This is a genomic window from Acinetobacter sp. MYb191, from assembly GCF_037572605.1.
GTDB classification, from domain to species: Bacteria; Pseudomonadota; Gammaproteobacteria; order Pseudomonadales; family Moraxellaceae; genus Acinetobacter; species Acinetobacter johnsonii.
The window spans coordinates 104,831-119,223 of record NZ_JBBGZP010000008.1; the positions used below are offsets into that span (position 1 = coordinate 104,831).

Annotated in this window: 18 protein-coding genes, 4 tRNA genes and 1 riboswitch; of the genes, 7 read left to right on the forward strand and 15 right to left on the reverse strand. The window is 40.4% G+C overall.

The features are described 5' to 3' along the window. The first annotated feature begins 399 nt into the window (after positions 1 to 399). Positions 400 to 609, forward strand: coding sequence for a PA3496 family putative envelope integrity protein (locus WH214_RS03650; protein ID WP_004982817.1), 210 nt, complete (start codon positions 400 to 402; stop codon positions 607 to 609). Positions 610 to 679: 70 nt separating this feature from the next. Then, entirely contained in the window at positions 680 to 1,204 is a 525-nt protein-coding gene (locus tag WH214_RS03655; RefSeq protein WP_004695482.1) for a YecA/YgfB family protein, read from the forward strand. A gap of 117 nt (positions 1,205 to 1,321) precedes the next feature. On the opposite strand, the gene WH214_RS03660 is transcribed toward WH214_RS03655, so the two are convergent. Further along, positions 1,322 to 1,924 (reverse strand): LysE family translocator, encoded by a 603-nt coding sequence (locus tag WH214_RS03660; RefSeq protein ID WP_339422312.1) that lies wholly within the window; start codon positions 1,922 to 1,924, stop codon positions 1,322 to 1,324. A gap of 104 nt (positions 1,925 to 2,028) precedes the next feature. On the opposite strand from WH214_RS03660, the gene WH214_RS03665 reads away from it, so the two are divergent. Next, the gene (locus WH214_RS03665) at positions 2,029 to 2,922 is read left to right on the forward strand and encodes a LysR family transcriptional regulator (RefSeq protein WP_339992872.1); all 894 of its coding nucleotides are present in this window, start codon (positions 2,029 to 2,031) and stop codon (positions 2,920 to 2,922) included. A 64-nt stretch (positions 2,923 to 2,986) separates the two neighbouring features. On the opposite strand, the gene WH214_RS03670 is transcribed toward WH214_RS03665, so the two are convergent. The 4 genes from WH214_RS03670 to trhO all read right to left on the reverse strand — a co-directional run bounded on the left by WH214_RS03670 (position 2,987) and on the right by trhO (position 5,561). Beyond that, a complete protein-coding gene (locus WH214_RS03670) occupies positions 2,987 to 3,400 on the reverse strand; it encodes an ABZJ_00895 family protein (RefSeq protein WP_339422314.1) in 414 nt (137 codons plus the stop codon). Between the two features lie 21 nt (positions 3,401 to 3,421). Next, on the reverse strand, positions 3,422 to 4,036 hold the full coding sequence (locus tag WH214_RS03675) for a DedA family protein (protein ID WP_339422974.1): 615 nt from the start codon (positions 4,034 to 4,036) through the stop codon (positions 3,422 to 3,424). A 78-nt stretch (positions 4,037 to 4,114) separates the two neighbouring features. Beyond that, positions 4,115 to 4,414, reverse strand: coding sequence for a hypothetical protein (locus WH214_RS03680; protein ID WP_010327316.1), 300 nt, complete (start codon positions 4,412 to 4,414; stop codon positions 4,115 to 4,117). Positions 4,415 to 4,628: 214 nt separating this feature from the next. Then, positions 4,629 to 5,561 carry an oxygen-dependent tRNA uridine(34) hydroxylase TrhO gene (gene trhO / locus WH214_RS03685; RefSeq protein ID WP_339422315.1) on the reverse strand — a complete coding sequence of 311 codons (933 nt, stop codon included), beginning with the start codon at positions 5,559 to 5,561 and terminating at the stop codon, positions 4,629 to 4,631. A 180-nt stretch (positions 5,562 to 5,741) separates the two neighbouring features. On the opposite strand from trhO, the gene WH214_RS03690 reads away from it, so the two are divergent. Both WH214_RS03690 and WH214_RS03695 read left to right on the forward strand, forming a co-directional pair. Next, positions 5,742 to 6,227, forward strand: a complete 486-nt coding sequence (locus tag WH214_RS03690) for a DUF1289 domain-containing protein (protein WP_004982805.1) — start codon at positions 5,742 to 5,744, stop codon at positions 6,225 to 6,227. A 79-nt stretch (positions 6,228 to 6,306) separates the two neighbouring features. After that, complete coding sequence (locus WH214_RS03695) at positions 6,307 to 6,921, forward strand: LysE family translocator (RefSeq protein WP_445206348.1); 615 nt, start codon at positions 6,307 to 6,309, stop codon at positions 6,919 to 6,921. Positions 6,922 to 6,984: 63 nt separating this feature from the next. Here the strand turns inward: WH214_RS03695 and ribB are convergent, their stop codons facing one another. Beyond that, the gene (ribB, locus tag WH214_RS03700; RefSeq protein ID WP_004695499.1) at positions 6,985 to 7,644 is read right to left on the reverse strand and encodes a 3,4-dihydroxy-2-butanone-4-phosphate synthase; all 660 of its coding nucleotides are present in this window, start codon (positions 7,642 to 7,644) and stop codon (positions 6,985 to 6,987) included. A 105-nt stretch (positions 7,645 to 7,749) separates the two neighbouring features. After that, a riboswitch (FMN riboswitch) is annotated at positions 7,750 to 7,911 on the reverse strand. 247 nt (positions 7,912 to 8,158) lie between these two features. Between ribB and WH214_RS03705 the strand changes: the two genes are divergently transcribed. Next, complete coding sequence (locus WH214_RS03705) at positions 8,159 to 9,943, forward strand: DUF2157 domain-containing protein (RefSeq protein ID WP_339422316.1); 1,785 nt, start codon at positions 8,159 to 8,161, stop codon at positions 9,941 to 9,943. Next, positions 9,940 to 10,542, forward strand: coding sequence for a GDYXXLXY domain-containing protein (locus WH214_RS03710; RefSeq protein ID WP_339422317.1), 603 nt, complete (start codon positions 9,940 to 9,942; stop codon positions 10,540 to 10,542). Before WH214_RS03705 ends, WH214_RS03710 begins: the two co-directional genes overlap by 4 nt. 64 nt (positions 10,543 to 10,606) lie before the next feature. Here the strand turns inward: WH214_RS03710 and panD are convergent, their stop codons facing one another. The 9 genes from panD to ispE form a co-directional block, all read right to left on the reverse strand. Continuing rightward, a complete protein-coding gene (panD, locus tag WH214_RS03715; RefSeq protein WP_004695506.1) occupies positions 10,607 to 10,987 on the reverse strand; it encodes an aspartate 1-decarboxylase in 381 nt (126 codons plus the stop codon). Between the two features lie 143 nt (positions 10,988 to 11,130). Further along, positions 11,131 to 11,712, reverse strand: coding sequence for an aminoacyl-tRNA hydrolase (gene pth / locus WH214_RS03720; protein ID WP_004695508.1), 582 nt, complete (start codon positions 11,710 to 11,712; stop codon positions 11,131 to 11,133). Positions 11,713 to 11,730: 18 nt separating this feature from the next. Next, positions 11,731 to 12,027, reverse strand: a complete 297-nt coding sequence (gene rplY, locus WH214_RS03725; protein ID WP_004695511.1) for a 50S ribosomal protein L25 — start codon at positions 12,025 to 12,027, stop codon at positions 11,731 to 11,733. A 101-nt stretch (positions 12,028 to 12,128) separates the two neighbouring features. Continuing rightward, positions 12,129 to 13,082 carry a ribose-phosphate pyrophosphokinase gene (locus WH214_RS03730; RefSeq protein ID WP_004695513.1) on the reverse strand — a complete coding sequence of 318 codons (954 nt, stop codon included), beginning with the start codon at positions 13,080 to 13,082 and terminating at the stop codon, positions 12,129 to 12,131. Positions 13,083 to 13,118: 36 nt separating this feature from the next. Continuing rightward, a tRNA-Gln gene (locus WH214_RS03735) sits at positions 13,119 to 13,193 on the reverse strand. Positions 13,194 to 13,283: 90 nt separating this feature from the next. Beyond that, a tRNA-Gln gene (locus WH214_RS03740) sits at positions 13,284 to 13,358 on the reverse strand. Between the two features lie 19 nt (positions 13,359 to 13,377). Next, positions 13,378 to 13,452: transfer RNA gene (locus tag WH214_RS03745), tRNA-Gln, on the reverse strand. Between the two features lie 28 nt (positions 13,453 to 13,480). Further along, positions 13,481 to 13,555 (reverse strand) — tRNA-Gln (locus WH214_RS03750). Position 13,556: 1 nt separating this feature from the next. Next, positions 13,557 to 14,387, reverse strand: a complete 831-nt coding sequence (gene ispE, locus WH214_RS03755) for a 4-(cytidine 5'-diphospho)-2-C-methyl-D-erythritol kinase (protein ID WP_339422318.1) — start codon at positions 14,385 to 14,387, stop codon at positions 13,557 to 13,559. Positions 14,388 to 14,393 lie beyond the last annotated feature (6 nt).

Consider the following 14,393-nt stretch of genomic DNA (forward strand, 5'->3'; position numbering starts at 1 on the left):
AAATTGTGCATCTGGGCACAATTCGCTTCATAAACTTATTTGTAAATAACTGCGTATTCCATCAGGGATAGTCAGCCAAAAGCTGCCTGATAAAATATTAAAAATATAAATTCAGTGATTTAGATGGGGGTGAATTTGTTGTTTTCAAGTTCATCCCGAGCGTACTCAAGTTCAAAACCCAAATTTGAAATCTGAAAAGATTTGGATTTTATGTGACCATTTAAAGTCGTAAACTACAAAGACGCAGGGTGGATTATATCATGCCATAAAAATTGGTTAGAAATAAAGACTAAAAATCAAATTAATTGCTCTAAATGCAAATAAAACTTGACAAGGTTCTGTAACCCATATAAATAGCGGCTAAGACCCTTCACATTTTTTCACTATGAGGTAGTTTTAGTGTCTTCTACAGATTTTGAACTAGATGATAACTACGCTGATGATGATGTTAATTTTGATGAGTCATCAAGTAAAATTAGTGCGAAAGAATCATTAGAAAAACGTCGCCTGATTGATGACCTTCTTGCACAGCGCCGTTTGGAACGTGAGCTTAAAGATTTTGATTACGACATCGACGATGACGACGATTTTGACGACGAAGAAGACTAAAATCAGATGTAGCATCGTGTCTGAAAATGCTATGCTAATGCCCTAATCAGTTTCTGAATTTGGATTTGAAATGAGTGCTTTAGATTTAGACTTATTGAGTGAATATCTAGATGGTGACCAAAATGAGTATGGTCTAGATTTTGCAGCGACTCATGGTTTCTTGTGTGCAATTGCAGTTGGTCCTACTTTTGCAAAATGGTTGGATGAACTTTTTGATAATAATCAAAAAAAAGTGCCTGCCGAGATCATCGCGCAAGTGAAAGCTTGGCTTGAGTCTATTCGTCAAAACCTTGCCAATGAAGAAGGGATTGAATTTCCTTTTGAAATTGAAGAGGCAGATGTTGAGTCAAGTTTAGGGGATTGGAGCGTTGGTTTTGTCGATGCAATGTTCCTCAATGAAGATGCATGGTTCACGCCTGAGTTTGAAGAGCAACTGGTCGATCTTACATTACCAATTATGGTATTTAGTGGGATTGATGAAGAAGATCCGCAAATGGAAACTTTCCGTCGTAACGGTCAGTTAATGGATGAGCTTGCAGAAGAAATTCCAGAGAACTTAAACGAACTTTATCTCATGTATCATACGCCAGCATAATTGTTCTTGCGTCGTGACATCAGCGACGTAGGCATTAGTAAGCAAATAAAAAAACGTCCCTAGAGGACGTTTTTTTATGCTCAAATTTTAGTGTTTAAACGCAGGTACTACTCATGCTTAGTTTGTGAGTAATAAGCAAAGTCCTAAAGTTGCGAGTACGGTACCGATGACACGGTTAATACTCACTTGTTTGCGTAAAATTTTATTTCGGATCACTGGGGTTGAACAGAATAGTGAAATGAGCAAAAACCATAGTAGATGACTGGCCGAGATAAACATGCCATAACCAATTAAATGCATCAGACCATGATTGCCTCGCAGTAACTGTGCAAAGATGCTCATCACAAATAGCGTAGTTTTGGGATTTAAGCTATTGCCTAGAAAACCTTGTATAAATGCTTGCCGTGTGCGCAGCAAGGTATGAGTGGCATGGTCACTAATTTGCTGTTGGGTAAATGTTTTGTACCCGATATACATCAGGTACAGCGCGCCAATATACTGAATGATATGCAATAGGTTCGGAATGTAGTGCTTTAAGAAACTGAGCCCCAGTACGCTATAGCTAAAATGGATCCATACAGCACAAGCAATACCATATGCGGTATAGATCCCTTGTTTACGCCCATACAGATAACTATTTCGGCTGACCAAGGCGAAGTCAGCACCAGGACTGATGACTGCAAGTAGGGTGATAACTACAATCGCTATAATTTCATTCACTCATTGATCCTTGTTCGGGTTGAATTAAAGGGATTTATATATTTTTCATATATTTGCTATAGTGAAAATCGATTTTAATTCTTTGCTATTGATGAGTTTTTGGAATGATTGAACGCTTATCACTGAATTCTCTTAAGTTTTTTTATTATGTCGCTCGCTATGACAGTGTAACCGTCGCTGCTGAAAAACTCTTTGTCACTCAAGGGGCGGTCAGTAAGCAGTTAAAAAATTTGGAAGAGGCACTGGGACGTCGTTTATTTATTAGCGACGGCAAAAAGTTACAGCTGACGGGGGATGGTCTAACACTGTTTGATTGTTGTGAGCAGATCTTTCCTCAGATTGACCAATGTCTTGTGCAGATGACAAGAGAAAAGAAGAATGAGAAGAAGACTTTAATCTTATCCTGTGAGCCGACCATCGCCATGAAATGGCTGATTCCGCGCTTAGTCCAATTTAAGCTGCGTTATCCTGAGATTGATATCAGTTTGTTAACAGCGGGTGGAGAAGCGGATTTTAAAGCGCAAAACATCGACTTGGCCTTAAGGCGCAATGATTTTGACTGGGGCAAGGCCATTTATAGCGAAAAAATGGCAGATGAGCATATGGTTTGTGTATCGCGTCACAATCATTTAGCCCCGATGTCTCAGCTGTTTATTTCCAGTTCGAGACCTAAACTTTGGACACAATTTAAGGATGCATATAAAGCTCAGTTTACGCATTTTCAAAAAGTAGCATTAGAACATTTCTATTTATGTATAGAGGCCTCTTTAGCAGGGTTGGGTGCAACAGTAGTTTCAGCTTATGTGATTGAAAAAGAGCTCGATTTTCAAATGTTAGATATGCTTAGCCCGATTGTGCAAGATGGCTCTGCTTATTATTTACTTTCTGCATCTCCTTTTGAGGATGATCCAAATAAAGTCATTTTTAAAGATTGGTTGATTGAAGAAATGAGAGCCAGCCAAACAAAGTTAATGGCACTTTCCGCTCAAAAGCACTAATCACGTGCGGCATTTGATCGTTATCTATCAAGCATAAAAAAACACCTCAAACGAGGTGCTTTTTTTATGGTAACTTTTTAAAACAATAGTCTGCGTACCAACCATAGGCAATATGAAAAATAGCGCCATGAATCGCGACCATACACAGCATAACGACAGCGGTGAGTCCAATGCCGGCATTATCGACGGATTTCATAATCGCTTCAGCATTGGGATTCATTAGTACTAAAAAAAGTACAAAGAAACTACCGATGATAATTGCGACAGCACTGGAGCCCCAAACCAGTTGAATTTTTTCATGATTGTTTGGAACACGGTGTTCTTTTTTTACGAAGTGCCCGACACCAATTAGTGCACAAGCCACTAAGGTCGGAATTAAGGTTAAACCGCCAAGGTTTAAACCAAAGACCAGTACGGTGATTAACAGCACCAAAGCAATGCTATATACCGCCGCAAAATGCAGTAAATAGTGTTTCATGTATTTCCCCAAAATAAATTATTATCCGCGTGTTTTACGCAAATGCCTGCGATATAAAAACCAAAGGATAATCACAGCGACAATGGCAATAATGACATAACCGACTTTGCTAAAAATTTGATGCATCAGTGCTTGGTTTTCACCAAAGTAATAGCCAACTGTTGCTAAAAATGTTGTCCAGATAATTGTACCGAGTCCACTATAAAACATGAACTTCCAAAAGGGCATACGGCTCATCCCCGCAGGGATGCTAATCAGTGAACGCACTGCAGGAATCATACGACCAAAAAATACAATACGGTGACCATACTGCTCAAACCAATCTAAGGATTTTTTCACATCGGCAGATTTGATAAACAGATATTTACCATAGCGGTCGACCCATCTGAAAATATGCTCTTGTTTAAATTGATAACCGATCCAATACAGCACTGCTGCGGCAAAGAGTGAACCAATACATCCTGCAATAATGACCCCAATTAAAACCAACTCGCCTTGTGATGCGGCATAACCTGCCGAAGGCATGATAATTTCAGAAGGAATGGGCGGAAAAACATTATCAAGAAACATGAGTAAGGCTATTCCCCAATAACCCAATTGTTCCATGACGGAGATGATCCATGCAGTGAGGTTCATATAGACCATAAAAATAAATGCGATAAGTTATCTTAAGGACTTATCGCATGTGGGTAAAGAATTGAAATGTATTGTTTTCTATTCATCGAAACGGGTATGGGTTAGCGTGTGAATATAGACTTTACGTAAGCTATAGGCCAGCGCAACTGGGATTAAACTGAGCAATGTATAATTTAAAAGATTTGAGCTTAGATGGTAACCAATGCCGAGCGCGATACTTGAACCAATCAACATGCCCAAAACCACGATAAATAAATGCGTGCGCTGTTCAAGCTTGGCTTTGATTTGGTTGAAGCTGGTACTGTGATATTGCTCGATACGGTTTGCTGCGGCATTGCGAATCAGTGTGCGATGGCGTGGCATGATTATTTTATGCATGGCAATCATCCTATTTTCGTCGTTTAGGCATGTCATTTTTATTGTTATGTGGAGACCTTCAGGGCACCACTTTAGCTTATTATTTATACAGTATGGCTCAGATTGAGTTCAATGTTGTGACAAAATTGTTAAATATTTTTAAAAAACGCGAACTGCATAAAAGAATAAGCCCTCATTTGAGGGCTTATTCTTGACTTAAATCATCTGAATGATTTTAAAGGCGTTTACGTTTAGCCGCAGCAATCTGTGATTGGCGCATACGGAAGCCTTCTTTTTGTTTTTCTGTGGTGTTGTCGATACAGTATTTGCATGACACACCATGTTCATAGCTAGGTTCTTCTGCTTCAGCTGGAAGGAGTGGCCAACCACAAGCATGACACTTAATGTTAAGGCCTTCTTCAACACCATGAGTGACAGCAGTACGGCCATCAAAAACGAAACATTCGCCTTCCCACATGCTTTGTTCAGCAGGAGTTTCTTCTAAGTATTTTAAGATGCCGCCTTTTAAGTGATAAACCTCGTTGAAACCTTCTTGAAGAAGAAGAGAGGTCGATTTTTCACAGCGGATACCGCCTGTACAGAACATCGCAATTTTTTTATCTTTGTGCTGTTCAAGGTTTTGTTTAACGTATTCTGGAAATTCGCGGAAGCTTTCTGTTTTCGGGTCAATAGCACCTTTAAATGTTCCAGCTTTGTATTCATAGTCATTACGGGTATCAATCAAAATGACGTCATCACGAGCAATCAGGTCATTCCATTCTTTCGGATCAAGGTAGTGACCGACTAAATCACGTGGCTTTACTTCAACGCCTAAAGTCACGATCTCTTTTTTAAGTTTAATCTTCATTTTACGAAATGGTTTGTCTGCACTGTCAGACTCTTTGTATTCCATTTCTTTAAAACCTTCATTCAGAAGGAATTGATGAATCATATCGATCGCGGCACGGTCGCCTGCAACCGTACCATTAATGCCTTCGCCCGCTACAATCAGAGTACCACATAGGTTGATGGCTTTTACCAAGTCTAAAAGACGTTGTTGAAGATCAGCAGGATCTTGAACTTCTTTGAATTGATAAAGTGCGGCAACAACCCAACCAGTCGTCGCTTGCTGTTCTACAGGTGCAAGCTGTTCTACAGTAGCGTTCATGGAGTACTCCAATGTATTTTGATAGATAATTTTAAGGCGCACATTTTACATGGAATTGAATCAAGATGCGAGATAAGTAAACATTTTAAATGGCTTCTCAAGTGGTAGGGGAGCGTGTATATTCAGTTGCCAAAGACAAAATCCGTTTTGTTTTGGTGCGTTTATTAACAGGAGTATGTTTTGAGTACAGATCGTCGAATTGCCTCTTTGACCCCATGTGCAGGGCGTTGTTCAACGGTATTTGGTGATTCTGTGTGTCGTGGTTGTCGTCGTTTTAATCATGAAGTGATTCAGTGGAATACCTACACTTCAGAGCAGCATCGTTCAGTTTGGCAACGCTTAGATGCACAACTAGATCAAATTTTAGTGCCTATGTTGCCTTTTGCTGATGTGCAGCAGGTAGAAGCTTTTGTTTTATCTAAACGTGTTCGTTTACGTCCCGATGCATCAAAAGGGCGGAAGCTTTATCATGCGTTAAAAGTATGTGAAAAAAATAAGAACTTTACCGAAGAAAGTGGTTTAGGTATTCAAGCGCACCAAGTGAAACCGATTTGGCAAGAGTTTGAGCGCCGTGTTCTTGCACTTGCTACAGCCAGTTATGATTTGGCATTTTTGCGTGCTGATGCAATTCGACAACATCTCATCCATATGGAAGAGGACGAATAAGTCCTCTTGGTTTGAATAAAAAGAATACTCCGCATATCTAAGCTATTTGCGAGAGTGACTGGGGGAAAAGGGTTTTTCGATGGTGAATGTATTTGAACTGGCGTTGTACTGTACGGCTGTGGTGGTCATGATTGCAACACCTGGCCCAGTGATGTTGTTGGTTGCTAGTGCAGGTCTAAAAGGTGGATATAAACAAGCCTTAAAAACCATTTTTGGGACGAATTTAGCCTCTTTGGTTCTTATTGTACTATCTGTGCTCATCTTAAAAGGCTTTTTAAACATTGCAGAGCATTGGTTAAATGCGATTAAGATTTTAGGGTGCGTATATATTGCCTATCTTGGTTTTCAAATTTTAAAAGAAGCAATTGCACAAGGAACAGAAACATCGCCTGTACAACTAAAGGCGGTGCAGGGGGGCTTCAAGCAAGGTTTCTTGGTGGGTATTTCAAATCCGAAGGATATTATTTTCTTTGCCTCATTTTTCCCACAGTTCATTGGGGTAACCAGTGATGTCGATGTCAGCCTTGTACTGTTGACCATTCTCTGGATTATTCTAGACTTCAGCACGTTGTCTTTGGTTTATTTGGGTTTTAATAAACTATCGCAGTCCGCTTTGTACAATAAGTTATTAGGCGTTTGTGGTGCGATATTGGTCAGTATTGCACTCTACGGTATTTATACTGTGTTTGCTTGATGCTGATGGTACTGCATCAAAAAGCCTCCAATATGGAGGCTTTTTGATGGGGGAGCGTAAAAATTAGACTCCGTGTTTAATGCGATACTGCACCAATTCTTCAATGGTGATCACAGTCAACTGATGCGTTTGCGCATATGCCAACACTTGAATGCCAGAGGCCATAGTTCCATCGGCATTGGTCAGTTCACACAAGACACCTGCTGGCTTTAAGCCTGCTAAACGTGCTAAATCGATGGTCCCTTCGGTGTGACCACGACGGGTGAGTACACCGCCTTGGCGTGCACGAAGCGGGAATACATGACCAGGGCGGTTTAAGTCGCTGGCAACAGCCCCATCTTTAATTGCTGCTTTGACTGTGGTGGTACGATCTTGTGCAGACACACCAGTAGTCACACCAGTTGCAGCTTCAATGGTCACCGTGAATGCTGTTTTAAACTGACTTGAGTTATCTGACACCATAGGCACAAGGTCTAAATGATCGGCCAATTCATCGGTCAGACATAAACAGACAATGCCAGAGCCATCACGAATCATGCGTGCCATCGTTTCGACGGTGAGAGTTTCGGCAGCTACAATGAGGTCGGCTTCGTTTTCACGGTCAAAGTCATCCATCACCAAAACAGGTTTGCCTTGGCGGATATCTTCTAAAGCTTGTTGGATACGTTGTTCAGCTGGAGAAAGGGCTGAAAAGAAAATTTCGGGTTGAATCAAACTAGACATTGAAACGCTCGCGTAAAATTGAAGTACGGTTGAACATTTCAGGACTTTGAAAAATTGGCGTAGCAATAAATCCTCATAGGTTTGTACCTGAGATTCTATTGGTCACGTCGTCTTCTTTCATCCGGACTATACCGTCGGCTTTGGAATTAAACCAAATCTGCGAGCCAAACAGATTATTTTTGCTTGGCTAGCTCGTGGGCTGATTCAGTCTGAGTCATCAACTGAACTTACCACCGGTGGGGAATTTCACCCCGCCCTGAAGCGATGTAACTCCATTATAGTGCTAAACATTTAGAAAAACAGGGGGAGTTTTAGAATGATCAGTTTTATACATAGAATAATTTTTGCTATAGCTTTGCTAAAGACCAACACTCTCTGCGCATGATTTCATTTAGTATGAGTTTAATGTTCAAAAAAGAATATCTGAGAAAAACCATAAACATTAATAAGAAGTTTTTCTATAGTTTGAATGGTTTGAAATGATCAAGATAAAAATAAGAGTGAGGAGTTAGAATTGATCAAAATTCAACAATATGATTACCCTTGGAGTGCTGAATCCTTTATAAAGCATCTGCAAGTTTTTGGTTTTACACTCATTGCGGTCAGTATGTTGTATTTGGTTGCTGCTAATTGGTTTATGTTGCCACAGACTATTCAGCTGGCTATTCCTCAGTTGTTATTATTACTCAGCGCAGTTATTAGCCTGTGGCTGACAAAACATGATTTTCTCGTGCAATGTTTACAAAGTATCTGTGCTTTGATGATTGGTTTAAGTTTGGCTGTGATTGGTCAAATTTATCAAACGGGTGCTGACAGCTATTTATTATTTTTACTTTGGTCTGTGCTGCTTTTACCGTGGTTATATCGTCCGAATATCGGTGTATTTTTCCTTTTATGTATTACCAGCCAATTAGCATTGTTTCTGTTTTTTATACAAACCTTTTGGGGGGATCAATATCCAGATCTCTTTTTAATCAGTATTCATGTATTTGCACTGATTCAATTCTATTTCTGCAATAAATATTATTCGAAACTCCGTTATTTATTCTTACTGTGGTTTGCCATTCTCTCGATTTGGCATATGGCGATGTATCTCTATGCGGATAAAAGCATGCTTTATTTCATCGTGTCTTTTATCTTGTTGGGCATTTCACTGGCTTACTATTATCAAAATAAAGATCAGTTGTGTAGTGCACTTTCAGCCGTTGGCTTGGGCATTAGCTTTACCTTGATCATTGTGAAGACGGTGACGGAGTGGTTTGGTCATAATGAAATTTTTGAATTATTTTTTATCGCACTGATTATTTTTGCGTGGTTTGCTTTCATCACTTACATGTTGATTAAATTTATTCCACATAGTCGGTTCAATGCTATTCCACTTGCTGTGGGAGCTTGGATTGCGGGCATCGTCTTTGCTACATTGATGCTGACCTTTTGGGGGAATTTCTCTTTGATTATGGGCGTTGTCTTTGTGGCTTTGGCGGCTTATCTGTTAAAAGCCAAACAAAGTTTATTTTTAAGACAATTCGCTTATTGTCTCTGGGTTGCAGGACAAATTGCGGTGATCTTTCATACCGTTGATTTAATGAATCAAATTCTTCCTATTCTATTTTTACAATTGGCGATTCTAGCACTCGCTTATTTCATGCGAACACATTGGTTCTTTGTCTTTGTTCAAATTTTCGGTTTATATGCGGCAGGTGTGGCGTGTATTTGGGATATTAATGCACATCTCAGTTGGCGCAATATTGTTGAAAATTTTGTTTATTTAGCACTGTGGAATTATGTTTTTTATCTGGGAATTCTGGCTATAAAATTCATACAGCCAATTGAATATCAACGCAGTTTATTGCTTGCGGCACTTGGGATTATTCTATTTTCCATGGGTTTTTATACTTTATTTGGGAAATACGAATTAGCGAAAATTGAGCACATTCCGATATTGGCTTTTGGCTTACCGATTTTATGGTTTGTACTGTTTGTCTTTCTACATATTCAAAAGCAGTTTCATTTATTTGCGCATTTTATTTTGACTGCTTTTACAGCAGGACTGATTTTTTATGGTTATTTCGATATTTTTATTTGTTTGGCCATCATTTCATGGGCATTAAAAACACAAGATAAAGTGATCTATGGATTTGCGCTGGCAACTTTCGCTGTAATTTTAGGTTTTTTATATTATTCCCTCGATGTAACTTTTTTGATTAAAAGTTTAAGCATGTTCCTGTCTGGCCTGATGTTGCTTTTGCTGACATTGAGCTTGACGATATTTAAGCAAAAAGAGGAGTTCGGCATATGAAGAAAATGATTCCTCTTGCTTTGGCATTATTGAGTATTGCGGTATTTTTAGGCTTAATTTTTAAAAATGAATGGCACTTAAACAATAGTCAAACCATGTATGTGCGCTTGCAACCTGTAGACCCGCGTTCGATTATTCAGGGGGATTATATGGCCCTAAATTATCAACTTTATTTTGCGCCTCAACATTTGAGTCCAGAAAGCACCAGCCAAGCCAACAGCAATCAAGAAGATCAGATTTTTTCAGGTCATTATTTTGATGAAGTGATTAAGAACAAATCTTCGGTGCTCACTTATGTTGAACTCGATTCACAGAGGCGCGTGATCCATAGCTATTTTGAGTTGCCGAAAAATGTTCGTACAGCTCGACTGATTTTACAAAACCCGAATAATCGCTATAGCGAGCTTTATCCTGCGTCGAGAAGTTTCTTATTTGCAGAAGGTTTAGCGGATTGTTATCAGCAGGCAGAATATGCTGAGTTTAAAGTCGATGAGCAGGGCAATGCGATACTCACGGCATTGAAAGGTGATCAGCTACAAGATTTAGGCTGTGAGAGCAAAAGAGATTGGTTGAGCGGGTTTCGTACTGCTCAGAATTGATCCAATTGCATTATTCTGCTCATAAAAAAATCCGCACGCAGCGGATTTTTTTAATCTATTGGGCTTAAGCCACTTGGACTGGAATACAGTTTGCCATGTGACTTACAGTGTTGTCTGGATTTGCATAAACTAAACGTGGTTTATGTGCATTTGCTTCAGCTTCTGTAAAATCACCAAAGGTAGCAATAATCATTAAATCGCCTACATCGGCCTGATGTGCTGCACCACCATTGACTGAAATGATGCCAGAACCTTCTTCACCACGAATTGCATAGGTACTGAAACGCTTACCATTAGTCACGTTCCACATGTGAATTTCTTCATATTCGCGGATACCGGCTAAATCCAATAAAAGACCATCGATTGCACATGAACCTTCATAATGAAGTTCAGCTTGAGTAACAACACAACGGTGGATTTTTGCTTTTAATAAACGAGATAGCATGGCTAGCGTCTCCTGAGTGGACCTAAGATCGTTATCTTATGGTTGAATCAATCTGAACTTGCTGGATAAGCAATCAGGCAAGCGCATTTTGCCTTTAAAATGCCAGTATGGCAAGCAGCATGGTTCAACATTTTTTTGACTTATCAGTTTGGTTTGTAAGCATTGATTTGATTCATGGCAGGCTGAATCTCACCATTCACTAGCATTTTAGTGCGAGCCAATGCGTGATGGATTGCGTCATCCATTAAATTTTGTTCATTGCTTGGTGCTTTGCTTAAGACATGTCCTGAAACACGTTCTTTTGAACCGGGGTGACCAATACCAATGCGTAAGCGATGGAAGTTTGGACCGATATGAGGGACTATGTCACGTAAACCATTATGACCACCATGACCACCACCTGTTTTTAGGCGAATGACACCAGGGTTCATATCCAGTTCATCGTGAGCAATCAGTATTGCTTCTGGAGCAATATTGTAGAATTTTGCGAAGGGAACAACACTTTTACCAACAAGGTTCATAAAGGTTGTGGGTAATAGCAGACGGACGTCTTGACCTTCGATATTACCACGCCCACTCATTCCATTGAATTTTGGGTCTTTTTTAAGCGTAATGCCATATTGTTCTGCAAGGCGTTCAACAAACCAAAAGCCTGCATTATGGCGGGTTTGGGCATACTCAGAACCTGGGTTGCCCAAACCAACAATCAGTGAAATATTTGACACTAATTACACCAATAACACTTATGCGCGAACGAAGTCAGCGTGCATAGGCGTGTTCTTAGCTGGGTGACGTTGTAACGCTTTGATTTTAACGCTTTCAACTTTGTCGCCAACTTTGATTTCAACAACTTCTTCGAAGAAAGCGTTGTTTTCTAAAGCTTTAACAAGCTCACGAAGTTCTAAAGTAACAGCTACAGGTTCAGCAGCACCACCGTAGATGATAGCTGGAACTTGAGCAGCGTGACGAAGGCGGCGGCTCGCACCTTTCCCTTGGTTAGCTGCTTCACGCGCTTGAGCGTTTAATACGAAGTTTGCCATGATAGACATCCTTAATTTAAGTTTTAAATAAACTAGATCTGCGACCGACCTAGTGAGACAAAGCCCTGCACTGGGCAGGGCTTTTAAAATTCAGCGCTATATTATAGATAAGAATCAAACATTGCGCTAATAGATTCTTCGTTGTTAATACGACGAATTGTTTCAGCAACCATACTCGCAACTGAAACTTGGCGAATCTTACCAAGAGCTTGAGCTTCTTCAGAAAGAGGAATGGTGTCTGTAACAACCAATTCATCAATCACAGAGTTTTTCAAGTTTTCGATAGCTTTACCTGATAAAACAGGGTGAGTTGCATAAGCAACCACTTTGCGCGCACCAAATGTTTTCAATGCATCAGCAGCTTTACATAACGTACCTGCAGTATCCACCATGTCATCTACGATGACGCAGTCACGGCCTTTAACATCACCAATCAAGTGCATGACTTGTGATTCGTTTGCCTTTTGACGACGTTTGTCGATGATAGCAAGGTCAATATCGCCCATTTGTTTAGCAACAGCACGTGCACGAACGACACCGCCAACGTCAGGAGAAACCACCATGAGGTTATCATGTGATTGTTGACGAAGGTCAGCTAAAAGCGCTGGTGTACCGTAGATGTTGTCTACAGGGATATCGAAGAAACCTTGGATTTGGTCAGCGTGAAGGTCGATCATTACCACACGGTCAATTCCTACAGTTGTCAGCATATCTGCGACAACTTTTGCAGTAATTGGAACACGTGATGAACGAGGACGACGGTCTTGACGCGCGTAACCGAAATAAGGAATCACTGCGGTAATACGACCAGCACTTGCACGACGCAAAGCATCAGCCATAACGAGGATTTCCATTAGGTTATCATTCGTTGGGGCACAAGTAGGTTGTACGATAAATACGTCTTTACCACGAACATTTTCAGTAATTTCGACAGCAATTTCACCGTCAGAAAATTGACCAATAGATGCAGCACCTAAAGGGATGTGCAAGTGGCTTACGACTTTTTGGGCGAATTGTGGATGTGCAGATCCACTAAAAACGACAAGATTGGGCATGAAGCACCCTTGGCGGTTGGCAATTTAGGAATTAGATGGCAGGGGTAGCTGGATTCGAACCAACGGATGCCGATATCAAAAACCGGTGCCTTACCACTTGGCGATACCCCTAATGCGGCAGAACTTTAATATTTTTGCGTCTTTCTGTCAAGGTAAATTAACAGTAGAACAGCAAAGTGTTGTTCTGTCTTTTTTGGAAAATGGCAGGGGTAGCTGGATTCGAACCAACGGATGCCGATATCAAAAACCGGTGCCTTACCACTTGGCGATACCCCTAAATTTGATTACTGTAAAATGGCAGGGGTAGCTGGATTCGAACCAACGGATGCCGATATCAAAAACCGGTGCCTTACCACTTGGCGATACCCCTAGTACAGTCATCTACATTTGTAATAAAATGGCAGGGGTAGCTGGATTCGAACCAACGGATGCCGATATCAAAAACCGGTGCCTTACCACTTGGCGATACCCCTATCAGGTAACGTGGATATGTCTTGTTGGTGATTCATTCAAGCTATTGACCAAGTAAGCTTTACATGGTGCATTTGCAAGAACATCATCAATGTTCATATCACTCGTTACTTCAGTAAAAACACAAGCACCTGTACCTGTAAGTTTTGCAACACCGAACTGGTCGAGATATTGCATTGCTTCATCTACTTCTGGATATAAACTTCTTGCCAAAGGCTCAAAATTATTTCCAAAATCAGATGGCTTTAACTGATAGGCGCAAAATTTAGAGCTCTTCGTGTTTCTTGTCAATGTTTTTTGTGAAAAAAGCAATTGAGTGCTGATAAAACAATCAGGTTTTAACACAATGTATTGTTTTTGATCTAAGTCTATGAATGTTAAGTGCTCACCTATGCCTTCAGCCCATGCATTGCGACCATGGACAAAGATGGGAACGTCTGCACCTAACTGAACCCCCAAGTCTGCTAGTTGCTGAATATTTAGCCCGCACTGCCACAGTTGATTGACCACGATTAATGTCGTCGCGGCATCCGATGAACCGCCACCTAAGCCAGCACCCATCGGAATATTTTTTTCAAGACGAATGAATAAACCGGTAGCTGTTTGTGCATACGGTTTAAGTATCTGCGTCGCTTTATAAATCAAATTTTGAGTCAAATCGACACTGTTTAAGCCTTCAATATGAATCTCTTGATCCGTACGAGGCTCAAATTCCAACCAATCACATAGATCGATCAACTGGAAAATACTTTGCAATTCGTGGTAGCCGTTTTCACGACGACCCGTAATGTGTAAAAACAAATTCAGCTTTGATGGGGCAGGGACACGGATCATAACGAG